This window comes from Patulibacter sp. SYSU D01012 (assembly GCF_017916475.1).
Taxonomy (GTDB): domain Bacteria; phylum Actinomycetota; class Thermoleophilia; order Solirubrobacterales; family Solirubrobacteraceae; genus Patulibacter.
The window spans coordinates 1,118,601-1,140,751 of sequence record NZ_JAFMTB010000001.1 but is presented as its reverse complement, the minus strand read 5'-3'; the positions used below and the strand labels follow the sequence as shown (position 1 = coordinate 1,140,751).

The following is a 22,151-nucleotide window of genomic DNA, read 5'->3' as shown; positions in this document are numbered from 1 at the left end:
CGGGCGGGACGTGCTCCGGGTCGGGTCCGCTATCCGGCCCTGAGGCGGAACGGGTCGGCCGGGCGGGACGCGTTCCGGGTCGGGTCCGCCATCCGGCCCGGAGGCGGAACGGGTCGGCCGGGCGGGACGTGCTCCGGGTCGGGTCCGCCATCCGGCCCTGAGGCGGAACGGGTCGGTCGGCCGGACGCGTTCCGGCTGAGGGCCGCCATCCGGCCCTGAGGCGGAACGCGGCGGTCGGCCGGGACGCGTTCCGGGTCAGGTCCGCTATCCGGCCCCGAGGCGGAACGCGCCGGCCGGCCGGGACGCGTTCCGGCTGAGGTCCGCCATCCGGCCCCGAGGCGGAACGGGTCGGCCGGCCCGGACGCGTTCCGGCTGAGGTCCGCCATCCGGCCCCGAGGCGGAACGGGTCGGCCGGCCCGGACGCGTTCCGGCTGAGGTCCGCTATCCGGCCCCGAGGCGGAACGGGTCGGCCGACCGGGGCGCGTTCCGACTCGGGTCCATCCTCCTCCCCCGGGCGGCACGATCCGCCCCGCGCCCCCGCCCGGGCCGCCTGCCTCAGCCCGCCGGCGCGCGGGTCGTGCGTCGCAGGCCGCGGAAGTAGTCCGCGCCGCTCACCAGGGTGATGGCGACCATCGCCCAGACGAGGACGTCGAGCCAGACCGGTGTCGGGTCGATGAGGATGAGCAGCAGGATCACGAGCAGCTGGAACGCCGTCTTGACCTTGCCCAGCCAGGCGGCGGCGATGACCTCGCCGTGGCCGGCGGCGACGGCGCGGGTGATCGTCACGAGCAGCTCGCGGCCCAGGATGACGACGGCCACCCACAGGGCGACGCGGTCGAGTGCGACGAGCAGGACGAGCGCCGCGGCGACGAGGAGCTTGTCGGCGATCGGGTCGGCGAGCTTGCCGAAGTCCGTCACGAGCCCCGACCGGCGGGCGAGCCAGCCGTCGACGAAGTCGGTGACGGACGCGAGCCAGAAGACGACCGCCGCGACGACGTCGCCCGTGCCGGTCTCCTGCAGCAGCGCGACCACCATGACGGGCACGAGCAGGATGCGCACGACCGTGAGCGCGTTCGGCACGTTCATCGAGGCCACCCGGCGGAGTATCGCGGCCCGGCCGCCCGCGCGGCGCGACGGCCCTGACCGCCCCGGCCGCGCACGCCGTCCGCGCACGGGCGCTCCGCCCGCGCACGGGCGCTCCGCCCCCGACCGCGCGCACCGTCCCGTCTCCGGGGCGCCCCGCGCCGTCCGTTCCCGGGCACAGGCCGCCCGCGCCCGGTCGATGCCCGCGGCCGCGGGCATCGCCCGCGCCCCCGCCGTCCATGCCCGGGCGCGCTCCAGCCGCGCGTGGACCGCGCCGCCCCGGCCGCGAGCACCGCCCGCCACCACGCGGTCCGTGCACGGGCCGCGGGCGTGCCCGCCGGCGCCCGGGCGCGCCGCCCGTGCCCGGCCGCGCCATCCGTGCCGGCCGCGCCGCCCGCGCCCAGGCGCGGCCCGCGCCCCGCGCCCCGCCCCGCGCCCGCTACGCGCCCGCCACGGCCTCGGGAGCCGGGGCCGGCGCGCCCGAGCGCGTCACCGCCACGCCCGCGGCGATCACGAGCGCCAGGCCGAGCAGGGAGAGCGCGGGCAGTCCCTCCCCCAGGACGAGCCATCCCGCGAGCGCGGCCGCGCCCGGCTCGATCGCCATGAGCACCCCGAACACGCCGGGGGCCACGCGGCGCAGCGCGACCTGCTCCAGCGAGTACGGCAGGACGGACCCCGCGACGGCCGCCACGGCGCCGATCGCCAGGACGTGCGGGTGCAGCAGGTCGCCGCCGCCCCCGACGAGCCCCGGCACGAGCGCGACGGCGGCGGACACGAGCATCGCGAGGGCGACGGGCTGCAGGCCGTCGAGCTCCTGCGCCGCCCGGGCGCCGAGCACGATGTAGCCGGCCCAGCACGACGCCGCCAGCAGCAGCCACGCCACGCCGACGAGGTCGGCGCCGTCGGCGCTCCACGGCCGCGTGAGCGCGAGGACGCCGGCCGCGGCGACGAGCACCCACGCCCGGTCCCGCGGCCGGCGCGCCAGCACGGCACCGACCGACAGCGGGCCGAGGAACTCGATCGCGACCGCGACGCCGAGCGGCACGCGATCGAGGCCCAGGTAGAAGCTGAGGTTCATCACGCCGAGCGCCAGGCCGTAGGGCAGCACGGCGCGCCAGGCGGCGCGGCTGCGCAGCGTCGGCCGCACCACGAGCAGCAGCACGGCCGCCGCCAGCGCGGTGCGGACGAGCGTCGCGCCGGCCGGGCCGACGCGGTCGAACATCTCGGTCGCCACGGCGGCCGAGACCTGGACGCAGCCGATCGAGAGCAGGATCAGGCCGACGTCCGGGGCGGCGTGCCCCGCCGCCCCCGGCGTCGGTCGATCCCCCGCGCTCACGGCTTGAGCCGGTGCCCGGTCCGGAAGAGCCAGGCGCACCAGGCGCTCAGCCCGGCCGCCAGCGCGGCGAGCACGAGGAGCGCGAGCCACGTCGGCACGTCGCCCTGGCCCACGAACCCGATCCGGAACGCCTGCACGAGGTAGAAGATCGGGTTGAAGTGGGAGACGACCTCCCACGCGCCGGGCAGGCGGTCCACGGAGTAGAAGATGCCGCCGAGGAACGACAGCGGCAGGATCACCAGGGACGTCACGAAGGCCATGAAGTCCCAGCTCTGCGCGTAGATGCCGGCGATGACGCCGAGCTGCGCGAACGCGACGAGGACGAGGGCGGTCGCGACGAGCAGCACGAGCGGCTGCTCCACGCCGATCCCGGTCATCGCCACGGCGAGGACCAGCAGCAGGACCCCCGTCAGCAGGCCGCGGACGACGCCGCCGATCGCCAGGCCGATGTTGACCTCCCACCAGCGCAGCGGACTCGACAGGACGTCGTTGATGAAGCGGTCCGAGCGCGCCTGGAAGACCGTCGAGCTGTTGTTCGAGTAGGCCGCCGTCAGGATCGCCTGGACCACGAGGCCCGGGACGATGAACTGCTTGTAGGGCACGCCGCCGACGTCGGCGATCCGGTCGCCGAGCGCCAGGCCGAAGACGACGATGAAGAGCAGGGAGGAGACGACGGGCGCGATCAGGGTCTGCACCCAGAGCTTGAGGAAGCGGACGACCTCGCGCTCGCAGAGCCAGACGAGGCCGCGGCGCTCCTCGGTGAACGGCAGCGTGGGGTCCGGGATCGACCCGACCTCGGCGACGGAGCGCGGCGGGGTCATGCCGTCACCGCCTGGCGCTCGGCCTCGGCGGCCTGCGCCATCGCCTGCAGGTACACCTCGGCGATGTCGCGGGCCCCGTAGCGCTCGCGCAGGCCGTCGGCGGAGTCGCGGGCGATGATCCGCCCGCCGCGGATGAGCGCGATCTCCTCGCAGAGCGCCTCCGCCTCCTCCAGGTAGTGCGTCGTCAGCAGGATCGTCGTGCCGATCTCGTGCAGGCGGCGCGTGTACTCCCACAGCTCGGTCCGCAGCTCGACGTCGACGCCGGCGGTCGGCTCGTCGAGGATGAGCAGGCGCGGCTCGTGCATCACGGCGCGCGCGAAGAGCAGGCGCCGACGCATGCCGCCGGAGAGCGCGGTCGGGCGGACCTTCGCCTTCGCCGACAGGTCGAAGACCTCCATCAGCTCCTTGGCGCGGCGGCGCGCGTGGGCGCGCCCCATGCCGAAGAAGCCCGCGTGGTAGATCAGCACCTCGTCGACGTTGAGGAAGCGGTCGAGGTTGATGTCCTGCTCGGCCAGGCCCACGAGCCGCCGCGCCTCGCGCGTGTCGTGGTGGTGGCCGAAGATCTGGATCTCGCCGTCCGTCGGGCGGACGAGGTTGGTGACGGCACCGATCAGCGTCGTCTTGCCCGCCCCGTTGGGGCCGAGCAGGCCGAAGAACGCCCCGTCGGGCACCTCGAGGTCGAGGTCGCGCACGGCGGTGAAGCCGCCGGCGTAGGTCTTCGTGAAGCCCCGGACGGAGAGCGCCGGGGCGGCGCGGCGATCGGTGCGCGCCGTCTGGGTGGTTGCAGCGTCACGCACCACACCGAGTCTACGCGCGACCCGGCGCCGCCCGCCGCCCGCGGGGCGACGGGGCCGGGAGCCGGCTTGGGTAGGGTGTGCCCATGCCTCTGGTTCCGGTCGTCGTCGAGCGCACCGCGCGCGGCGAGCGCGAGTACGACATCTTCAGCCGTCTCCTCAGCGAGCGGATCATCTTCCTCGGCACGGCGATCGACGACCAGGTCGCCAACCTCGTCGTCGCGCAGCTCCTGCACCTCGCGTCCGACGACGAGGACAAGGACATCTCGATCTACATCAACTCGCCCGGCGGCTCGGTGACGGCCGGCCTGGCGATCATGGACACGATGCGGTTCGTCAAGCCCGACGTCCGCACGATCTGCGTCGGCATCGCGATGTCGGCCGGCTCGCTCATCCTGGCGGCCGGCGAGAAGGGCAAGCGCGCGTCGCTGCCGAACTCGCGCATCCTCACGCACCAGCCGTCGGTCACGGGCTTCGAGGGCCAGGCGTCGGACATCGAGATCCACGCCCGCGAGCTGCTCAAGACTCGCAGCCGCCTGAACGAGATCTACGTCGAGCTCACGGGTCAGCCGCGCGAGGTCATCGACCGCGACATGGAGCGGGACCGCTTCTTCTCGCCCGAGCAGGCCAAGGAGTACGGCCTGATCGACACGGTCTTCGGCGACCCGCTGCCGGACCTCTCGGCCGCCAAGGGCTGAGCCCCGCCGCCGTCCGCCGCGCCGCTCGCGCGGCGGACGGCCCGCCGCGGCGCCCGCTCCGGCACGCAGCGCGCCGCGGAGCGCCGCTCCGCCCGCCCTCAGTCGACGACCGGGTGCTCGATCGCGCCGAGCCCCTCGATCTCGACCCGCACCACGTCGCCCGGCTGCAGGTAGATCCCCTGCCCCGACCCGTCGGGCCGCTGCATCGCGCGGCCGACGCCCTCCGGCGTGCCGGTCAGGATCAGGTCGCCCGGCCGCAACGTGATCGCCTCGGCCAGGTGCCCGACGAGGCGGTCGATGCCGAAGATCAGGTCGGACGTCGACGCGTTCTGGCGCAGCTCGCCGTTGACCCACGTGCGCAGGCGCAGCGCCTCGGGGTCGGCGACCTCGTCGGCGGTCGTGATCCACGGCCCGAACGGGCAGAACGTGTCCGCGCCCTTCGCGCGGGTCCACTGGCCCTCGGACTCCTGCAGGTCCCGGGCGCTCACGTCGTCGGCCACGGCGTAGGCCGCCGGGCCCACCGTGCCGTCGGCCAGTCGCCCCAGCACGACGGCGAGCTCGCCCTCGTAGTCGAGCGCCCGCGTGGCGGCCGGGCGCCGCACCGGCCCGGACGGGCCGACGGCCGCCAGCGGCGCCTTCGTGAAGACCAGCGGCGTCGCCGGCGGCTCGCCGCCCATCTCGGCCGCGTGCCGGGCGTAGTTCTTGCCGATGCCGAAGATCGCGCGCGGCTCGTACGGCAGCTCCAGCTCGACCTCGCCGAGCGGGTGCTCCGCGCCGTCGGCCGGGGTGCGGTCCCCCGACGCCAGGCGCGAGAGGACCGTCGAGCCGTCGGCGAACGCGACGACGCGGTCCCCGCGGACCTCGCCGTCCTGCACGGCGTCGACGGACGGATGGCGGAAGCGGGCCAGGCGCATCGCACGAGGGTACGCCCGCGATCCGTCGAGAGCGGCCCGCACGCGTCCGCGGTCTGCCAGCATCACCAGGGATGACGCGCTGGCTCTCCGGGCAGCTGCTGGTGGCGTCCCCGACGATCGGGGACCCCAACTTCGCGCGGACCGTGGTCCTCGTGGTCGACCACGACCGCGACGGCGCCCTGGGGATCGTCCTCAACCGTCCGACGGAGACGCACGTCGAGGCGGTCGTGCCCGACATCGCGGCGATGTTCGCCCCGGACGACGTCGTCCACGACGGCGGCCCCGTCCAGCCTGACTCGCTCCTCACCGTCGCCGAGTTCCGCGACCCGGCCGAGGCGGCGCTGCTCGTCCTCGGCCGCGTCGGGATGGTGCGCGGCGACGAGGATCCCCGGTGCCCCGACGTCGACCGGGCCCGGGCGTACGCGGGCTACGCCGGCTGGGGCCCCGACCAGCTGGACCAGGAGCACGCGAAGGGCGACTGGCTCGTGGTGCCGGCGTTCCCGGACGACCTGTTCCTGCCCGACGCGGAGGAGCTGTGGTTCCGGGCGCTCGAGCGGCTCGGCGGCCCGTGGGCGCGGCTGGCCGACCGCCCGGTCGACCCGTCGGTCAACTGACGGGTCGCGGGCGCGCCGCCGGCCGCGTCAGGCGGCCTCCTCGGGGTCCGCGTCCTGCTCGGGGTCGTGCACCGGCGCGGCGTCGCTGACCGCCTGCGGCTTCGGGATCCGTCCCGCGACGGCGTCGCGGCGGGCGCGCAGGGGGCCGGCGATCGCGCCGAGCGTCGCCCGCTCGCGCGGCCCGAGCTCGCGGTACACGCCGCGCAGCTCCTCGAGCCGCCGGTCCGCCTCGTCGAGCGCCTCGCGCGCGGCCGTCCAGCCCTCCTCGGCGACCGCGTCCTCCGCCCGGCCGACGGCCTCGGAGACCGCCGCGAGCTCTTCCAGGGGCACGTCCATGCCCCGGAGCGTACGCGGGGGCGCCGGCGGTAGCCTGGCCGGGATGTCCCGCCGTCCGCTCGCGCTCCTCGCCGTCCTCGCGGTCGCCACGTCCGCCACGGGCTGCGGCGGCGGCGACCCGTCGGCGTTCGCGAGCGCGACGGACCGCACGTGCCGCGAGGTCGCCGCGGCGGTGACGGGGCTGCGCGAGGGTCTGGTGCGCCGCGACGGGCAGAGCGAGACGGGCGCCCTGGCGAGCGCGGTCGACCGGTACGCGGCGGCGGTCGACGCGGCCGCCGCGCGGCTCGGGCAGGCGGATCCGCCGAAGGACGAGCGAGCGTTCCGGGACGACGCCGTGCGCCAGCTGCGGGACCACGCGGCGACGATGCGGCGCGCCACGCGCGAGGCCCGGCGCGGCCGCGTGCCCGCCGCGCTGGCGCGCCAGCTGGGCCGCACCGGGCCGGCGGCGATGCCCGAGATCCCGGGGTCGGTGCTCGACGGCGCCCCCGCGTGCCGCGCCGCCGTCCGCTGAGGCCCGCCCCTACGATGGCCGGGATGCTCCGCCGCTCCTCCCCCGCCGCCCGCGGCGGTGTCGCCCTGCTCGTCCTCGCCGCCCTCGGCGCCGCGGGCTGCGGCACGGACCCCCGGGACGACTACGCGGCGGGCTGGGACGCGATCTGCGCCGACGTCGGCGCGGCCACGGCGACGTTCCGCGCGGACGTCTCGGCCGCGGCGAAGACGTCGGCGGACGCCGGGGACGCCACCGTCGCGAGGGGCCTGCGCCCGGACGCCGTCGCGGGCGACCTGGCCACGCCCGCCCGCAAGCTCGACCGCGCGCTGCGCAGCACCGTCGACGCCGCGCGGGCCCTCGACGCGCCGGAGGAGTGGGCGTCCTGGCACGCCGGCGCGGTCCAGCGGCTGACCGTCCGGGTGCGGGCCGTCGACGACGCGGTGCAGCGCCTGCAGGGCGGGGATCCCGACGCGCTGGCGGGCACGGCCGTCGGGAGCGTCGGACCGGCCGACGTGCGCGCCCCCGCCGGCCTGCGCGACCGGACGCCGGAGTGCACCGTCCTGCGCTGAGCCGCCGCGGCGCGGCGGTCGCCGCGGCCGCCGCGGCGCTCGCGGCGGTGGTCGTCGTGGTGCTCGTCCTCGTGCTGCGGGGCGGCGGGCCGGCGCCGGCGGACCGGGCCGAGGCGTACGCGCGGGCGTGGCAGGAGACGTGCGCGGGCCTGGCCGCCGACGGCCGCCGCACGAGCGCCGCGGTCGCGCGCGCCGCCACCGCGACCGCGGACCCCGACGACGTCCGGCGCGCCGCGGCCGCCGTCGCCGCGCCGTACGTCGCGCGCACCGTCCGGCGCCTGCAGCGCGTCGCGGCGGCCGAGCCGCCGCCGGCGTGGGCGGGCTACCACCGACGCGTGCGGCCCGCGATCGCGGCGGCCGCCGGGCGCGCGCAGGCGGTGCTCGGCCGCGTGCGGGCCGGCGACGTCGACGCGCTCGGCGACGTGGACCTGGGGGCGGTCGAGCGGGTGGACGCCCCCGCCGAGCTGCGGCGCCGCACCCCCGCGTGCACGGGCGATGCCGGCTGACGCGGCCCGCCGGTGCCGCGCCGGGGACGTCGCGTACAGTGCCGCCATGCCGACCGCCCGCACCGCCGTCCTCCTCGCCGCCGCCGTGCTCGCGACCGGCGCCGCCGGGTGCGGCGGGTCGGGCGGCGACCCCGAGCAGTACGCGTCCACCTGGAACGGGGTGTGCCGCGACATCACGTCGGCGCAGGAGACGCTCCAGAACGACCTCGTCGCGCTCCAGGGCCGCGTCTCGACCACGGACGTCACGGCGCTGACGAAGGCGGCCGCGGCGCCGATCGGCAAGCTCTCCGACGCCGTCTCGACCGCGCTCGAACGGGTCCGCGGCCTCGACGCCCCGGACGAGTACGCCGACTTCCAGAAGCGGGTCGACGGGTCGGTGGACGCGACGATCCGCGTGTTCCGCGAGCTGAAGGACGCGACCCAGCGCGGCGACACGCGGGCGTTGCAGGAGATGGGGCGCACCACGCGGCCGACGGACGTGGTGCCGTCGCTGCCGGCCGGGCTGAAGACGCGGGCGAAGGACTGCTCCAGCTTCTAGCCCGCCGCCGCGCGGTCGCTCACCAGCGGGCGCCGACCAGGACGGGCTCGGGGTGGAGCGCCACCCCGAAGGCGTCCTCCACGCCGGCCGCCACCTCGCGGGCGAGCGCCAGGACGTCGGCGGCGGTGCCGCCGCGGCTCGTCAGCGCCAGTGTGTGCTTCGACGAGATCGCGGCGCCCGCGCGGGCGTGCCCCCGGGCGAAGCCGGCGCGGTCGATCAGCCACGCCGCCGAGGTCTTCGTGCGCCCGTCGGGCTCGGCGAACGCCGGCGGCCGCACGTCGGCGCCCAGACGCGCGGCGACGCGCTCCTCGAGCGCGGCGAACGCCGCCGGCACGAGGATCGGGTTGGTGAAGAACGAGCCGGCCGACCAGGTGTCCGGGTCGTCGGGGTCGAGCACCATCCCCTTCCCGCGACGCAGGCCCAGGACCGCGTCGCGGAGCTCGTCGGCGGGGACCCGCTCGCCCGGCTGCACCCCCAGGGTGCGGGCGAGCTCGGCGTAGCGGACGGGGGCCCCGAGCCGGGAGCGCTCGAGCGCGAACGTCACCGCCAGCACCACCCGGTCCTGCCGGCCCTTGAAGGCGCTGTCGCGGTAGGCGAAGCCGCAGGCGTCGGCCGGCAGCTCGGCGATCTCGCCGGTGGTCCGGTCGAGGACGCGCACGGCGACGACCGTGTCGGCGACCTCCTGGCCGTACGCCCCGACGTTCTGGATCGGCGTGGCGCCCGTCGCGCCGGGGATGCCGGACAGCGCCTCGATGCCGGCCAGCCCGTCCGCGACGGCGCGCGCGACCGCGGCGTCCCACGGCTCGCCGGCGGCGAGCGTGCGCAGCACCCGGCCGTCGGGCGCCTCGCGGTCCTCCGTGCCGCGGGTGCGGATCGCGACGACGTCGCCCGGCAGCGGGTCGTCGGCGACGACCAGGTTCGAGCCGCCGCCGAGCAGCAGCAGCGGCCGGCCGGCGGCGTCGGCGTCCCGGACCGCCGCGACGAGCGCGTCCTGCGTGGTCGCGACGAGCACGCGCTCGGCCGGCCCGCCGACGCGCAGGGTCGTCAGCGCGGCGAGCGGCACGTCGCGGCCGGGCGCGACGTCGGGCAGGCTCGGGACGGGCGGGGCGGCGGCGGGCGACGGGTCCGGGGCGCTCACCGCTCCAGCGTACGGCTCCCGCCGCGCCGCCGGTCGGCCCGGCGCCGCGGCGCGCCGGGGCGCGGGGCCGGATAGCGTGCGCGGCATGGCCCGTGCCCTGTCCCGCCCACTCCTGCCCGCGCTCGCCGCGACCGCAGCCCTGGCCGTCGCTGGCTGCGGCGGCGGGGGCGACGAGAAGACCTACGTCAAGACGTACGAGGGCGCCTGCGCCAAGATCGTCGCCGCGACGAAGGAGTTCCAGACGTCGCTCTCCGGGCTGGGCGCGTCCGTGAAGTCCGACCCCGACAAGGCGGTCGCGACGATCAAGGGGAGCGGCGACAAGCTGTTCACGACGTTCGGCGACCAGCTCGACGTCATGGCGAAGGCCGACGCCCCGAGCAAGTTCTCCGACTTCCAGGACTCCGTGTCGGACAACGCGGACAAGAGCCGCGAGGGCATCAAGAAGGCCAAGGACGCGCTGGCGAACATCAAGACGCTCCAGGACTTCTCGAAGGTCGGCCAGTCGCTCGACGGCATCGACGTCGGCGGCACCAAGGGCCTGCCGAAGGAGCTGGGCGACCAGGCCCCGTCCTGCAAGACGCTGGGCGGCAGCTCGACCGCCAGCTGAGCGGCCGGGCCCCGACCTGAGACGCTCGGGACGGGGCTCGGACCCCTTCCGGGTGGCCCGAGCCCTGCCGCATCGGACCGCGGCCCCGACCCGAGACGCTCGGGACGGGGCCCGGTGCCCTTCCGGGTGGCCCGAGCCCTGCCGCATCGGACCGCGACCCCGACCCGAGACGCTCGGGACGGGGCCCGGCCCCCTTCCGGGTGGCCCGAGCCCTGCCGCATCGGACCGCGACCCCGACCCGCGACGCTCGGGACGGGGCCCGGTGCCCTTCCGGGTGGCCCGAGCCCTGCCGCCCGTCCTACGCGACCCCGACCCGAGACGCTCGGGACGGGGCCCGGCCCCCTTCCGGGTGGCCCGAGCCCTGCCGCATCGGACCGCGACCCCGACCCGAGACGCTCGGGACGGGGCCCGGCCCCCTTCCCCTACGGGACGCGGATGCCCGAGATCGTGCGGGCGATGACGAGCTGCTGGATCTCGGAGGTGCCCTCGAAGATCGTCATGATCTTCGAGTCGCGGTGGAAGCGCTCCACCGGGTACTCGCGGGTGTAGCCGTTGCCGCCGAGGATCTGGATCGCCTCCTCGGTGACCTTCACGCCGACCTCGGACGCCTTGTACTTGGCCATGGAGCCCTCGGCGTTCGGGAACTCCGCCTTCTGGCCGCGGAGCGTGGCGCCGCCGAGCCAGGCGGCGCGCTGCACGAGCAGGCGGGCGGCGTCGAGCTCGGTCTTCATGTTCGCCAGCTTGAAGGCGATCGCCTGGTTCTCGATGATCTTGCGGCCGAACTGCTCGCGCTCCTTGGCGTAGTCGAGCGCGTAGTCGTAGGCGGCGCGGGCGACGCCGATGGCCATCGCGCCGACGGCGGGGCGGGACGCCTCGAAGGTGGCCATGGAGGCGTTGCCGCGGGAGCGCTCGCCGGAGCGGGCCTTCGCCAGGCGGGCGTCGAGCTTGTCCTTGCCGCCGAGCAGGTAGGCGCCGGGGACGCGGCAGTCGTCCAGGTTGACGTCGGCGGTGTGCGACGCGCGGATGCCGTGCTTCTTGACCTTGGCGCCCTGCGAGATGCCCTTGCACTCCGACATCGGGACCACGAAGGCGGCGTGGCCGCGGGAGCCCAGGGACGGGTCGACGGTGGCGATGACGACGTGGACGTCGGCGATGCCGCCGTTCGTGGCCCAGGACTTCTGGCCGTTGAGGATCCACTCGTCGGTGGCCTCGTCGTACTTCGCGGTCGTGCGGACGTTGGAGACGTCGGAGCCGGCGTTCGGCTCGGACGAGCAGAAGGCGGCGATCTTGGGCTCGGAGGCGGTGCCATAGCAGCGGGGCAGCCACTCGGCGATCTGCTCCTGGGTGCCCTGGCCGAAGATGGCCGAGACGGCGAGGCCGGTGCCCTGGAGCGCCATGCCGATGCCGGCGTCGCCCCAGAAGATCTCCTCGAGGAAGATCGGCATGAGCTGGCCGGTCGGGTCAAGGAACATCGACATCGTCGACTCGAGGCCGTAGAGGCCGATCTCGGCGGCCTCCTTGACGATCGGCCAGGGGAACTCCTCGCGCTCGTCCCACTCGGCGCCGGCCGGGCGGATCGTGTTCTGCGCGAACTCGCGGACCCAGTCGCGGAGCGTGCGCTGCTCCTCGTTGAGCTCGAGGGAGAACGTCTGCCACTCCGGCTTCATGCGCTCCTGCGCAAGCTCGGCGGCGATGGTCATGAAGTCGGAGGTGGTGCTCATGCGTGCGAGGTGTCCTCGGTGTGGACGTGAGGGGACCCGCGAGGAGGCTGCGGGCGCGGAGCAGTGTAACTGCGGGTTACACCGGATGCAACCACGGGTAGGATTGCCGTCCATGACCGCCCGACGCCGCACCCGCGAGGCCGACATCCTGCGGGCCACGCGCGTGCTCTTCGACGAGCGCGGCGTGCGGGACGCCGGCATCGAGGACGTCTCGCGGGCCGCCGGCGTCAACCGGGCGATCATCTACCGCCACTTCACGGGCAAGGAGGAGCTGTTCGCGCTCGTCCTCGTCTCGTACGTCGACGACCTGCTCGCCGTCGTCGAGGCGCTGCCGGACGAGGGCGACGCCGCCGAGCGCCTGACCGCCTTCGCCGACGCGTTCCTCGGCTTCTGCCTGCGCTATCCCGCGTTCATCGACTGCGCGATGGAGATGCTGCGGCTGCCGGGGACCGAGCTGCAGGGCCGGGTCAGCGACGAGGCGATGCGGCGCATGGGTCGCGCCGTCGGCAGCGCGCTGCGGCACGCCGTCGCGCTGCTGCGCGCCGGCGACGCCGCGGGCGAGTTCGCGGTGGACGACCCCGACCTGACGGCGAACGCGCTGTACGTGCAGGTGCTCGGGCTGGCGCACCTGGCGCGCTCGGGGACGGGCGTGGAGGGCCTGCCGGGCGGCGACGTGCGGTTCTTCGCCGTGGACGAGGCGGGCGTGCGCGGGTCCGTGCGCGGGCTCGTGCACGCGATGCTGCGCCCGACGGCGAACGCCGCCGGCTGAGCGGGCGGCGCCTCGGGCGTCCGGCGGCCCGGTGCGCGGGCGGCGCGGCCGCCGCGCCGCTACAGCGCCCGCGACGGCCCCGAGCGGCCGAGCGCCCGGAGCGCGGGGCGGTAGGAGCGCACGAAGGCGTCGGTCGCCCGGGCCTCGGTGGCCGTCGCGCCCTGCGCGCGGGCGAGGCACTGCGCGGCGACGCCGCGCGGCGCGGCGGAGGACGCCGCCAGGCAGTCCGCCAGGTCGCGGGCCGCGGCGGCCCCGGCGTCGTACGCCCGGCCGAGCTTCTCGACGATCGACGCCTGGTTGTCCTGGCGCGTCGTGACGGCGCGGGCGCGCGCAGCCGACCGCTCGCGGGCGCGGGCGACGTCGCCGAGCAGCTCGCGGGCCTCGTCGACGGCGGCGTCCGCGCTCGCGGGCGTCGCGCCGGCCCCGGCGTAGCCGTCCAGTCCGTCGCGAGCGGCGCGCAGGAGCGCCGTCGCGCGCTGCCGGTCGGGGCGGGCGCGCGCGCCGGCGCGGAGGACGCCGTCGACGGCGGTCACGAACGGGGAGCGCGCCTCGGGACGGTCGGCGCTGGGCGTCGGCGTCGTCGGGGTCGTGGCCGTCGTGGCGGTCCGTCCCGGGGGCGGCGCGCCGCGGCGGGCGGCCCGCAGGTACGCGTCGAGCTCCTCCACCCCCGCGACGGCGGCGTCCGTGTCCTGCACGTCGTCGACCGCGTCGAGGGCGTCGGAGGCCTCCTGCGCGCGGTCCTCGAGCCCGGCCAGGCCGGGCGCGCGCGGGTCGGCGAGCAGCCGACGGACGGTCTGGAGCCAGCGGCGGTTGGCGCGCAGCGCGGCCGCGACGCGGTCCGCCCGCGCCGCGCGGCCCGCGACGTCGTGGTCGGCGGTGGCGACCTGCAGGGCCTGCGCGACGGTGCCCGCGGCGGCGCGGGCCGCCGCGAGGGCCGGCGCGGCGTCGCCGCCGGGGCGCAGCCGCTGCAGCCGCGCCGCCAGGAGGCGGTCGTCGCGGACCACGGCCGCGAGCGCGCCGTCGAGCCCCTCGGGCCGCGCGGGTCCGTCGTCGCCCCCGGAGCGCAGGGTCAGCAGCGCGACGGCGGCGACGACGGCCGCGACGACGAGCGGCACGGTGATCCGGACGGCGGGCGGCGCGGGGCGCCGGGTGCGGGACAGGTCGCGCGCCGCCTGCTCGCCGGAGCGGACGAGGGGCGTGCCGCAGCGCGGGCAGTAGCGCGAGCCGAGCGGGACGAGCGCCCCGCAGCGACGACAGCCGACGACGGGGGCGGCGAACTCGGTCGTCCGCCCCCACGCGTCCGCCGCGGCGTCGTCGGGCCCGTCCGCCGGCGCCCCGTCGCGCTCGGCGTCGTCCCCGGGGACGACGTCGGCGGCATCGGGGTGGTGGTCGTCGGGCGGATGCGGCATGCTGTGGGGGCGTCGGACGGACTGGCCGCATGGCCGCGACCGTTCGCGTGCGACGGGCTTCCCCGTCGCGGCGGCGGTTCCTCCCTGCCCCGGGGACGCGGTCCGCACGCCCGGACGACACGACGAGGCCCGACCTCGATAGTCTGTGTCGTCGTTTCGTCGGAGTTGGAGTACAGGAGGCCCAATGGGTCGTTATACCGGGCCGGTCGAACGGCTCTCGCGGCGCGAAGGCGTCGACCTCGAACTGAAGGGCGCTCGTCGCCTCGCTGGCAAGGGCGCCCTGGAGCGCCGTGGCGCGCTGCCCCCCGGGCAGCACGGCGGTGGCCGTCGCGTCAAGACGTCCGTCTACGCGCAGCAGCTGCGCGAGACGCAGCGCGCCAAGCGCTACTACGGCGTCCGCGAGAAGCAGTTCCGCAACCTCATGGCCGAGGCCATGAAGCGCAACGCCGAGAACAGCGTCACGGGCGAGCGCCTGCTCCAGCTCCTCGAGCTGCGCGTCGACAACATCATCGTGCGCCTCGGCTTCGCGTCGACCCGCGCGCAGGCCCGCCAGTTCGTCACGCACGGGCACGTGCTCGTGAACGGCATCCGCCACACGATCCCGTCCGCACGCCTGAAGCCGGGCGACGTCGTGACGATCAAGGAGGGCTCGCCCGTCCGCACGATCGCCACGGAGTCGACCGAGCTGATCGCCGTCGTCCCGGGCTGGCTCGAGGCCGACCACGACGGCCTCTCCGGCCGCGTGCTCCGCATCCCGGAGCGCCACGAGATCCAGGTGCCGATCACCGAGCACCTGATCGTCGAGTTCGCGGGTCGCTAGACCCATCCCCTGCACGGGTCCCGGCGCCGCGCCGGGCCCCGCCCTTCCGACGACCCGCCTGCCCCGGCCGCCCCGCGCGGCCGGGCCCGGGTCGTTCGTCGTTCCGGGGTCGTCCGCGCCCCGTGCCGACCGGCGCCGGGCGCCCGTCGGCGCGCCGCCCGACGGCCCGGCTGCGGACCGCGCGCCGATCGCGTAGCGTCCCCCGGGCATGAGCGAGTCTGATCCCGTCCCGCAGCCGTCGCCCTCCGTGCCGCTGCACATCGACCAGCTGCTGGAGCAGCGGTCCGTGGCCGCCGGCGTCGAGGCCCTCGCCCGGCGCAACCAGCACCACCTCGCCGACATGGACGAGGAGGAGCGCCGCGACGCCCAGGCCCTGTGGGCCGAGATGGTCGCCGAGATCCTCGGCTCCGTCCGCGAGGCGCTCGGCGGGCACGTCGCCGCCGACGGCCCGGGCCGCGCGGTCATCGTCCTGTCCGACCACCCGCAGGAGCCGGGCGAGGTCCAGGCCGAGGCCATCTTCTCCCCGCAGATCGAGGAGGTGCCGGGCCCCGACGGCGAGAACCAGGTCGTCGCGACCTTCGCCCAGGTCCTCGGCATGCAGGTCGCCGAGCTCCTCCCCCAGCTGGCGCAGCAGATGGCGCAGGACGTGCAGGAGGGCGAGGACGGCCCCGAGCTGCCGCCCCGCGACTGACGGCGTTGCTGCTCCTCCTCCCGCCGTCCGAGGGCAAGACCGCCCCGGACGCGGGCCCGCCCGTCGACCTGGACGCGCTCGCGCACCCGGCCCTGCGGCCGGTCCGCGAGGCGCGCCTCGATGCCCTGCGGGCCCTCTCCACGGGCGACCAGGCCGCCGCGCTGAAGGAGCTGAAGCTCGGGCCGCGCAGCGCCGCGGAGCTCGCCCTGAACGCCGACCTGCTCGCGGCGCCCGCCGCGCCCGCGTGGCGCGTCTACACCGGGGTGCTGTTCGAGCGCCTGGCGCTCGGGACGCTGAGCGCCGCCGCCCGGCGTCGCGCGCAGGAGCGCGTGCTCGTCGTCTCGGCGCTGTGGGGCGTCCTGCGGCCCGGCGACGTCGTCCCGGCCTACCGCTGCCCCGCCGGCGCCCGCCTGCCGGGCGTGCCGACCGCGAAGGCCCACTGGCGGCCGGCGCTCGACGCCGTCCTGCCCGCCGACGGGCTCGTCGTCGACCTGCGGTCGGGCGCCTACCGCGACCTGTGGCCCGGCCCCGCCGAGGGCGCGACCGTCGCGGTCGACGTGGTGCGCGAGCAGAACGGCGCGCGCACCGTGGTCAGCCACGACGCGAAGGCGACGCGCGGCGCGGTGGCCCGCGCGCTGCTCGAGGACGGCGGCGCGTCGCGCGTGCGCCGGCCCGAGGGGCTGGCCGAGCGCGTGGCCCGCGCGGGCTGGGACGTCGAGCTCGAGCCCGCGAAGGGGCCGGGCGACGCTCGGCGCCTGGTGGTCGTCGAGCGGGCCTGAGCCCTCAGACGACGAGCCGGCGCACGACGGCGTCGGCGACGGGGCGGCCGGCCGGCGTCAGCGCCACCCGCCCGGCTCGCCAGGCGGCGGGGTCCACCAGGCCCGCGTCGAGCAGCTCCGGGACCCGGCCGGCCGCGCCGTCGGGGACGGGGACGCCGTCGGGGCGCCGGATCCGCGTCATCAGCGCCTCGAGCGCCCGCTCGTCCGCCCCCAGCGTCTCGCGGCCCGCCGCGGGCGACCGGCCGGCGTCGAGCGCGGCGAACCACGCCTCGGGGCGCAGGACGTTCCACCAGCGCACGCCGCCGACATGGGAGTGCGCGCCCGGGCCCACGCCCCACCACGCGCCGCCCTCCCAGTAGAGGACGTTGTGGCGGCAGACCCCCTGCGGCGTCCGCGCCCAGTTCGACAGCTCGTACCAACGGTACCCGGCGGCGGACAGGCGCTCGTCGGCGAGCGCGTACCGGCGGCCGAGGACGTCGTCGTCGGTGATGCGGCGGCGGCCGCGGCGCACGTGCGCGGCGTAGCGGGTGCCCGCCTCGACCGTCAGGGCGTACGCCGAGATGCTGTCCGGCTGCGCCGCGATCGCGGCGTCGAGCGACGCGCCCCAGTCCTCGTCCGTCTCGCCGTCCGCGCCGTAGATGAGGTCCAGGCCGACGGCGTCGAAGCCGGCCGCGCGCGCCTCCGCGACGGCGGCCTCGGGCCGGCCGGGACGGTGCCGCCGCTCGAGCGCGTCGAGCACGTGCCCGCGGGCGCTCTGCATGCCGAAGGACACGCGCGTGACCCCGGCGGCGCGCAGCCGCGCGAGGCGGCCCGGGTCGACGGACTCGGGGTTGCACTCGCACGTGACCTCGGCGTCGGGCGCCAGGCCGAGGGTCGCGTCGACGTGCCGCAGCACCGCGCCGAGGACCTCAGGCTCGAGCAGGCTGGGGGTGCCGCCGCCGAGGAAGACCGTGCGAACGGGCCGGCGGGCGCGGTCGCCGGGCGCGGGGTGCAGCACGCCGGCGGCCAGGCGCAGCTCGGCGCCGGCCGCCACGGCGAAGCGCTCCCCCAGGCGGGGCAGCTCGCCCTGCCGCGGCACGTACGTGTTGAAGTCGCAGTAGCCGCACCGCGCGGCGCACCACGGCACGTGGACGTAGACGCCGAGCGGCACGCCGTCGAGCTCGGCGACGGCGGGGGCGGGCAGGCGGCCGTCGGCGGGCGCCGGGGCGCCCTCGGGCAGCCGCGGGCTCACCGCGGGGCCAGCTGGGCGTTCATCGCCTCGTCCGCGAGCGCGAGCAGGTCCGCCTCGTCGCGGCCGTCCTCGCCGTTGATGACGCCGAGCGAGAAGGTCATGGCCTGCGCCTGCAGCAGCAGCAGGCGCCCCAGCAGGTCGGGATCGCCGCCGCGGATGGAGCCGTCGGCCTGTCCCTCCCGGATCCCGGCCTCGGCCAGGCGCAGGACGAGCCGCTGGGACACGCCGGTCCGGGCGGTGACGTACGGCAGCAGGAACTCGGGGTCGACGTCGACGATCTTGCGGAACAGCTCGTCGGCGCGCAGGCCGCGGCAGGCCTCGACGAGCGTCCCGACCAGGCGCTCGCGGGCGGTCGGCCGGTCGGCCACCCCCTGGGCGGCCCGGACGACCGCGCCGCCGAAGTCGCGCGTCATCAGGTCGCGCAGCACGGCCTCGACGTCCGGGTAGTGGCGGTACAGGGTCGTGCGGCTGACGTCGGCCCGGCGCGCGACGTCGCTCATCGTGACCCGCGAGATGCCGCGGTCCAGCACGCACGATCGCGCCGCTTCCAGGAGCCGCAGCGCGACCGGCGACCGGTCGAGGAGCTCGTGGACGAGCGCGGCAGGGTCGAAGCGCGGGACGGTCGGCTGGTCGGACGGGGGCATCGGGGCCATTCTGCCAGCCCCGACGGGGAGCGCCGGCCGGTCGCCGGCCGCGGACGGCGTGCCCCGCGGGCTCCCCGCGGGGTAACGTCCGGCGCGTGACGCGTCCCGCCCGCCGAGCCCCCCGGATCCGCGCGCTCGCGGTCGCCGGGGTCCTCGCCGTCGTGCCGCCGGCCCTCGCGGGGTGCGGCGGGCAGGCGCAGCAGGTGCGCGACGCGGGCGTCTACGCCGAGCGCGTCAACCAGGTGCAGGCGCGGTTCGAACGCGACCTCGGCACGCTCAACGCCGCCGCCGACCGGGCGGAGGACCGCCGGGACGTGCAGACGGCCGTCCGCCGGCTGAGCCGCCGGATCGACGGCGTCCAGGCCGAGCTGCGCGCCATCACGCCGCCCGCCGTGGCGGCCGACCCGCACGCGCGCCTGATCGCGGCCTTCGGACGGTGGAAGGCGCCGCTCGAGGCGTTCCGCCGCGCGTTGCGCGATCGTGATCCCCGCGCGACGCTGCGCGCGAAGTCCGACTTCAGCACCGAGACGACCGCGGTGGAGCAGCAGGTCAACACCGCCGCGCGCCAGATCAACGACCGCCTCCGCAGCCTCGCCGACTGACGTGCCCCGCGCCCTCCCCTCCCTCCTCGCCCTCGTCCTGCTGACCGTCGTCGGCGTCGCCGCCGGCCTGCTGGCGCTGCCCGACGAGGCGTGGGCGCCGGCCGCCGGCGCCGGCGTGGGCCTGCTCGTCGGCGCGGTCGTGGCCGCGCTGCTGCTGCGCCGCCGCCGGCGTCTGCGGGACGGCGCCGAGGCCCAGGCGGTGTCCGGGCTGCCCCTCGTCGCCCACGTGCCGCCCCCCGGCCGCGACGCGCAGGACGTCCGGCGGGCCGAGGAGGCGTTCCGGATGCTGCGCGCCGCTCTGGCGCCGCGGGACGGCGACGGGGTGCCCGCCGGCGTCGTGCTCGTGACGTCCGCCGCGCCCGGCGAGGGCAAGACGACGGCCGCCGCGGGCCTGGCGCGCGCGTTCGCCCGGGCGGGCCGGCCGGTCGTGGCGGTCGAGGCGGACCTGCGCCGTCCCGGCCTGACCGCCGCGCTCGGCGGCGACCAGGCCGGGACGCCCAAGCGCGGGCTGACGGCCGCGATCGTCGGCGGCGTGCCCGTGGACGACCTGCTCGTCGAGGTGGAGCCCGGCCTGCGGCTGCTGCCCGCCGGCGAGCTGCCGCCGAACGCGCCCGAGCTGCTCGGCAGCCCCGACGCCGCCCGCGTGCTCGCCGAGCTGCGCGGGCTGGGCGCCGCGGTGGTGCTCGACACCGCCCCGCTGCTGCCCGTCGCCGACACGCGCGAGCTGCTGCGCCTGGGCGGCATCGACCGCGTCCTGCTCATCGCCCGCCCGGGCCTGGTGGACCGCCGCGAGGTGCGCGACGCCGTCGCCCTGCTGCCGGACGAGGCCGCGCCGATCCTGGCGGTCTCCGGCCGGGCGCAGACCCCGCGGTCCTACGACCAGTACCTGCGCGACGGCGCCCGCTAGCCGGCGGTCAGCGCACGACGGCGGCGACCACGGCGTCCGCGTCGGCGACGCCGTAGCCGGCGCGCAGCCGGTCCGCGACGCGCTCGCGCGACATGCCGCTCGCGAGCAGCTCGCGGGCCACGAGCAGCGCCACGGGCGGGGCGTGCGCGGGCCGGCGGCGCCCGGACCTCGTCGGCTGCTCCGCCGGCGGCCAGGCCCCGCGCGCGACGGGGCCGAGGCCCTCGCGGGCGACGGCGGGGCGCGCCGCGGACGACCGGGTCGGCGGGGCCGAGGCGGGCGCCGCCCCGGCCGACGGCGGCTCCGCCGGCGGGGCGGCCGCGGCATCCGGGGCCCGGGCCGCCTCCGGCGGGGGCTGCGGGGCGCGGTCGGTCGCCGGGGACGCGTCGCCGGCCGAGGCCGGCGAGGCGGGACCGGGCGCCGCCGGGACGGGGGACGGCGGGGCGGCCGCGCCCGGCGTCGCGGAGGCGGGCACGCCGCGGTCGCCGGCGCCGGCGGCGCGCGTCGGGGCGCCGGGGGCCACCGAAGGGGCGGGCGTCTGCGGCGGGACGGGGGCCGCGGCGGCTCCGGCCTGCGCCGGGGGGTCGGCGTCGGCCGAGACGTCAGGCGTCGCGGGGGCGTCGGAGGACGCCAAGGCACCACGCGCCCCAGGGGCGTCGGGCGCGGCAGGGGCGTCGGACGCGCCAGGGCCTGCGGGCGCGGCAGGCGCTGCGGGCGCGCCAGGGGCCGGGGCCGCGGCCGCGGCCGCGGGGGTGCTGGCGGCTGCCGCCGTCTCCGGCGTGGCGGGCGGAGAGGACGCGGCCGGGGCCGGCGCCCGGGCCGCCTCGGGCGCCGTCGGGGCGTCGGGCGCGGACGGGGCCCCGGTCGCCGCGCTCGCGTCGGCGGGCGGCGTCGCCGCGGCGGCGGCGGCGGGCTGCGCGGCGGCGGGCTGCGCGGCGGCGGGCTGCGCGGCGGCGGGCTGCGCGGCGGCGGGCTGCGCGGCGGCGGGCGGCGCGGCGGCGGGCGGCGCGACCGTCGGCCCGGCGGCGGGCGGCCGGCCGGTGGTGCTGGCAGGGGGCGCCGGCGACGCCGCCGCGGACGGCGCGGCCGTGCTCGGCGGGTCGGGCGTCGGCGTCGCCGGGGGCGCCGTGGCCATCGCCAGCCCGCGCGCGACCGCCGGCCCGAGGCCCGAGGCGCTCGTGGGCGCGGCGACGCGATCGGTCATCGCGAGCAGCGCGGTGATGCGGCGCTGCATCTCGTCGATGCGCTCCACCAGCGCGGCGTCGTACGGGCCGGCCGCCGCGGGCCGCGGCGGTGCGGCGCTCTCGGCGTCCTCCGCGGACGGGTCGTCGGCGGACGGGGCCTCTGCCCACGGGTCCGGCGCGGGCGGCTCGTCCGCCGACGGGTCGTCCACGGGCGGCTCGTCCACGGACGCGGTCTCCGCCGGCGCGTCCTCGACCGCGGGGTCGTCCGCCGGCGAGGCCGCCGACGAGGCGTCCGGCGCGGGCAGGTCGTCCGCCGGCGGCTCCTGCGCGCGCGAGACGTCCTCCCGCGGGCCCTCCGCGGCGGCGTCCCCGGGCCGCGAGTCCTGCGCGGCCGGCTCCTCCACCGACGAGTCCGCGGGCGCGGCGGCGACGGCGGGCGCTGCCTCGTCGGCGGGCGCGGCGTCGCCGGCGGCCGCCTCGGCCGCCGCGGAGGACGACGGCTCGGGGCTCCCCGGGCCCGTGGCCCCGGCCGACCCGGCCGCCTCGGCCGGCCCGGCCGCCTCGGCCGGCGCACCGGCGTCCCCGCGCGGCGCGACCGGAGCGGACGCGGCCGCAGCGTCCGCGGCCGGGCCCAGCCCCGCGCCCGCGGCGAGCCCGTCGCCGTGGGGCGTCTCGTCCCGGTCGGGCGCGAGCGGCGCCATCAACGCGGCGGCGGCCGCCTTGGCGCGCTTCTTCGCCTTCTTCCGCTTCTTCTTCCGCCCGTCGTCCGGGTCGGGCGTGCGGGGCTGGCCGATCATCGCGTGGGTCCGCCGCGACGGGCGGGAACGGTCGTGAGCGGGCGGTCCGGCATGCGTCCCGCCCATCCTCGCACGCAGGCCGTACCCTTGCCCGATGCCGCCCACGTGGTTCTGGATGCAGGTCCTGCTCGTCGCCTGCGTCCTCGTCACGATCGC

At 78.0% G+C, this 22,151-nt stretch carries 25 protein-coding genes; 13 read left to right on the top strand and 12 right to left on the bottom strand.

What is annotated here, in order from left to right; genetic code table 11:
• Positions 1 to 555: 555 nt before the first annotated feature.
• The 4 genes from pgsA to J3P29_RS05110 all read right to left on the bottom strand — a co-directional run bounded on the left by pgsA (position 556) and on the right by J3P29_RS05110 (position 4,037).
• Positions 556 to 1,086, bottom strand: coding sequence for a CDP-diacylglycerol--glycerol-3-phosphate 3-phosphatidyltransferase (gene pgsA / locus J3P29_RS05125; RefSeq protein ID WP_246851693.1), 531 nt, complete (start codon positions 1,084 to 1,086; stop codon positions 556 to 558).
• 436 nt (positions 1,087 to 1,522) lie between these two features.
• Positions 1,523 to 2,419, bottom strand: coding sequence for an EamA family transporter (locus tag J3P29_RS05120; RefSeq protein ID WP_210491955.1), 897 nt, complete (start codon positions 2,417 to 2,419; stop codon positions 1,523 to 1,525).
• Entirely contained in the window at positions 2,416 to 3,240 is an 825-nt protein-coding gene (locus J3P29_RS05115) for an ABC transporter permease (RefSeq protein ID WP_210491954.1), read from the bottom strand. Before J3P29_RS05115 ends, J3P29_RS05120 begins: the two co-directional genes overlap by 4 nt.
• The gene (locus J3P29_RS05110; protein WP_349239766.1) at positions 3,237 to 4,037 is read right to left on the bottom strand and encodes an ABC transporter ATP-binding protein; all 801 of its coding nucleotides are present in this window, start codon (positions 4,035 to 4,037) and stop codon (positions 3,237 to 3,239) included. The genes J3P29_RS05115 and J3P29_RS05110 overlap by 4 nt, the downstream gene beginning before the upstream one ends.
• An 83-nt stretch (positions 4,038 to 4,120) precedes the next feature.
• Here J3P29_RS05110 and J3P29_RS05105 point away from each other — a divergent pair, with 83 nt between their 5' ends.
• Positions 4,121 to 4,732, top strand: a complete 612-nt coding sequence (locus J3P29_RS05105; protein ID WP_210491952.1) for an ATP-dependent Clp protease proteolytic subunit — start codon at positions 4,121 to 4,123, stop codon at positions 4,730 to 4,732.
• Positions 4,733 to 4,830: 98 nt separating this feature from the next.
• On the opposite strand, the gene J3P29_RS05100 is transcribed toward J3P29_RS05105, so the two are convergent.
• Entirely contained in the window at positions 4,831 to 5,646 is an 816-nt protein-coding gene (locus tag J3P29_RS05100; protein ID WP_210491951.1) for a fumarylacetoacetate hydrolase family protein, read from the bottom strand.
• Between the two features lie 71 nt (positions 5,647 to 5,717).
• Here J3P29_RS05100 and J3P29_RS05095 point away from each other — a divergent pair, with 71 nt between their 5' ends.
• Positions 5,718 to 6,260: a YqgE/AlgH family protein gene (locus J3P29_RS05095; RefSeq protein ID WP_210491950.1), complete on the top strand. Its 543-nt coding sequence runs from the start codon at positions 5,718 to 5,720 to the stop codon at positions 6,258 to 6,260.
• Between the two features lie 27 nt (positions 6,261 to 6,287).
• On the opposite strand, the gene J3P29_RS05090 is transcribed toward J3P29_RS05095, so the two are convergent.
• Entirely contained in the window at positions 6,288 to 6,596 is a 309-nt protein-coding gene (locus J3P29_RS05090) for a hypothetical protein (protein ID WP_210491949.1), read from the bottom strand.
• A 43-nt stretch (positions 6,597 to 6,639) separates the two neighbouring features.
• On the opposite strand from J3P29_RS05090, the gene J3P29_RS05085 reads away from it, so the two are divergent.
• Genes J3P29_RS05085 through J3P29_RS05070 form a run of 4 tightly spaced genes read left to right on the top strand, consistent with a single transcriptional unit; the run spans position 6,640 to position 8,699 of the window.
• Positions 6,640 to 7,107 (top strand): hypothetical protein, encoded by a 468-nt coding sequence (locus tag J3P29_RS05085; RefSeq protein ID WP_210491948.1) that lies wholly within the window; start codon positions 6,640 to 6,642, stop codon positions 7,105 to 7,107.
• A 23-nt stretch (positions 7,108 to 7,130) separates the two neighbouring features.
• Positions 7,131 to 7,655 carry a hypothetical protein gene (locus tag J3P29_RS05080; RefSeq protein WP_210491947.1) on the top strand — a complete coding sequence of 175 codons (525 nt, stop codon included), beginning with the start codon at positions 7,131 to 7,133 and terminating at the stop codon, positions 7,653 to 7,655.
• Positions 7,637 to 8,161, top strand: a complete 525-nt coding sequence (locus J3P29_RS05075; protein ID WP_210491946.1) for a hypothetical protein — start codon at positions 7,637 to 7,639, stop codon at positions 8,159 to 8,161. Before J3P29_RS05080 ends, J3P29_RS05075 begins: the two co-directional genes overlap by 19 nt.
• A 46-nt stretch (positions 8,162 to 8,207) precedes the next feature.
• Positions 8,208 to 8,699 carry a hypothetical protein gene (locus J3P29_RS05070; protein WP_210491945.1) on the top strand — a complete coding sequence of 164 codons (492 nt, stop codon included), beginning with the start codon at positions 8,208 to 8,210 and terminating at the stop codon, positions 8,697 to 8,699.
• 19 nt (positions 8,700 to 8,718) lie between these two features.
• Here the strand turns inward: J3P29_RS05070 and J3P29_RS05065 are convergent, their stop codons facing one another.
• Positions 8,719 to 9,789 (bottom strand): UDP-N-acetylmuramate dehydrogenase, encoded by a 1,071-nt coding sequence (locus J3P29_RS05065; protein WP_282600005.1) that lies wholly within the window; start codon positions 9,787 to 9,789, stop codon positions 8,719 to 8,721.
• A gap of 133 nt (positions 9,790 to 9,922) precedes the next feature.
• On the opposite strand from J3P29_RS05065, the gene J3P29_RS05060 reads away from it, so the two are divergent.
• Positions 9,923 to 10,444, top strand: a complete 522-nt coding sequence (locus J3P29_RS05060) for a hypothetical protein (protein WP_210491943.1) — start codon at positions 9,923 to 9,925, stop codon at positions 10,442 to 10,444.
• Positions 10,445 to 10,866: 422 nt separating this feature from the next.
• On the opposite strand, the gene J3P29_RS05055 is transcribed toward J3P29_RS05060, so the two are convergent.
• On the bottom strand, positions 10,867 to 12,111 hold the full coding sequence (locus tag J3P29_RS05055) for an acyl-CoA dehydrogenase family protein (protein WP_210492998.1): 1,245 nt from the start codon (positions 12,109 to 12,111) through the stop codon (positions 10,867 to 10,869).
• A 166-nt stretch (positions 12,112 to 12,277) separates the two neighbouring features.
• On the opposite strand from J3P29_RS05055, the gene J3P29_RS05050 reads away from it, so the two are divergent.
• Positions 12,278 to 12,934 (top strand): TetR/AcrR family transcriptional regulator, encoded by a 657-nt coding sequence (locus J3P29_RS05050; RefSeq protein WP_210491942.1) that lies wholly within the window; start codon positions 12,278 to 12,280, stop codon positions 12,932 to 12,934.
• 59 nt (positions 12,935 to 12,993) lie between these two features.
• Here J3P29_RS05050 and J3P29_RS05045 read toward each other — a convergent pair whose 3' ends face one another.
• A complete protein-coding gene (locus tag J3P29_RS05045) occupies positions 12,994 to 14,343 on the bottom strand; it encodes a zinc ribbon domain-containing protein (protein ID WP_210491941.1) in 1,350 nt (449 codons plus the stop codon).
• Positions 14,344 to 14,527: 184 nt separating this feature from the next.
• Between J3P29_RS05045 and rpsD the strand changes: the two genes are divergently transcribed.
• The 3 genes from rpsD to yaaA all read left to right on the top strand — a co-directional run bounded on the left by rpsD (position 14,528) and on the right by yaaA (position 16,633).
• Complete coding sequence (gene rpsD, locus J3P29_RS05040; protein WP_210491940.1) at positions 14,528 to 15,163, top strand: 30S ribosomal protein S4; 636 nt, start codon at positions 14,528 to 14,530, stop codon at positions 15,161 to 15,163.
• A gap of 208 nt (positions 15,164 to 15,371) precedes the next feature.
• Positions 15,372 to 15,854, top strand: coding sequence for a hypothetical protein (locus J3P29_RS05035; RefSeq protein WP_210491939.1), 483 nt, complete (start codon positions 15,372 to 15,374; stop codon positions 15,852 to 15,854).
• Positions 15,855 to 15,859: 5 nt separating this feature from the next.
• Positions 15,860 to 16,633: a peroxide stress protein YaaA gene (yaaA, locus tag J3P29_RS05030; RefSeq protein ID WP_210491938.1), complete on the top strand. Its 774-nt coding sequence runs from the start codon at positions 15,860 to 15,862 to the stop codon at positions 16,631 to 16,633.
• Between the two features lie 4 nt (positions 16,634 to 16,637).
• Here the strand turns inward: yaaA and J3P29_RS05025 are convergent, their stop codons facing one another.
• Both J3P29_RS05025 and J3P29_RS05020 read right to left on the bottom strand, forming a co-directional pair.
• Complete coding sequence (locus J3P29_RS05025; protein ID WP_210491937.1) at positions 16,638 to 17,864, bottom strand: coproporphyrinogen-III oxidase family protein; 1,227 nt, start codon at positions 17,862 to 17,864, stop codon at positions 16,638 to 16,640.
• Entirely contained in the window at positions 17,861 to 18,508 is a 648-nt protein-coding gene (locus tag J3P29_RS05020) for a TetR/AcrR family transcriptional regulator (RefSeq protein WP_210491936.1), read from the bottom strand. Before J3P29_RS05020 ends, J3P29_RS05025 begins: the two co-directional genes overlap by 4 nt.
• Before the next feature lie 95 nt (positions 18,509 to 18,603).
• Here J3P29_RS05020 and J3P29_RS05015 point away from each other — a divergent pair, with 95 nt between their 5' ends.
• Together J3P29_RS05015 and J3P29_RS05010 are read left to right on the top strand one after the other, a co-directional pair.
• Positions 18,604 to 19,110: a hypothetical protein gene (locus J3P29_RS05015; protein ID WP_210491935.1), complete on the top strand. Its 507-nt coding sequence runs from the start codon at positions 18,604 to 18,606 to the stop codon at positions 19,108 to 19,110.
• Position 19,111: 1 nt separating this feature from the next.
• Positions 19,112 to 20,017 carry a CpsD/CapB family tyrosine-protein kinase gene (locus J3P29_RS05010; protein WP_210491934.1) on the top strand — a complete coding sequence of 302 codons (906 nt, stop codon included), beginning with the start codon at positions 19,112 to 19,114 and terminating at the stop codon, positions 20,015 to 20,017.
• A gap of 7 nt (positions 20,018 to 20,024) precedes the next feature.
• On the opposite strand, the gene J3P29_RS05005 is transcribed toward J3P29_RS05010, so the two are convergent.
• Positions 20,025 to 21,995: a hypothetical protein gene (locus J3P29_RS05005; protein WP_210491933.1), complete on the bottom strand. Its 1,971-nt coding sequence runs from the start codon at positions 21,993 to 21,995 to the stop codon at positions 20,025 to 20,027.
• Positions 21,996 to 22,151 lie beyond the last annotated feature (156 nt).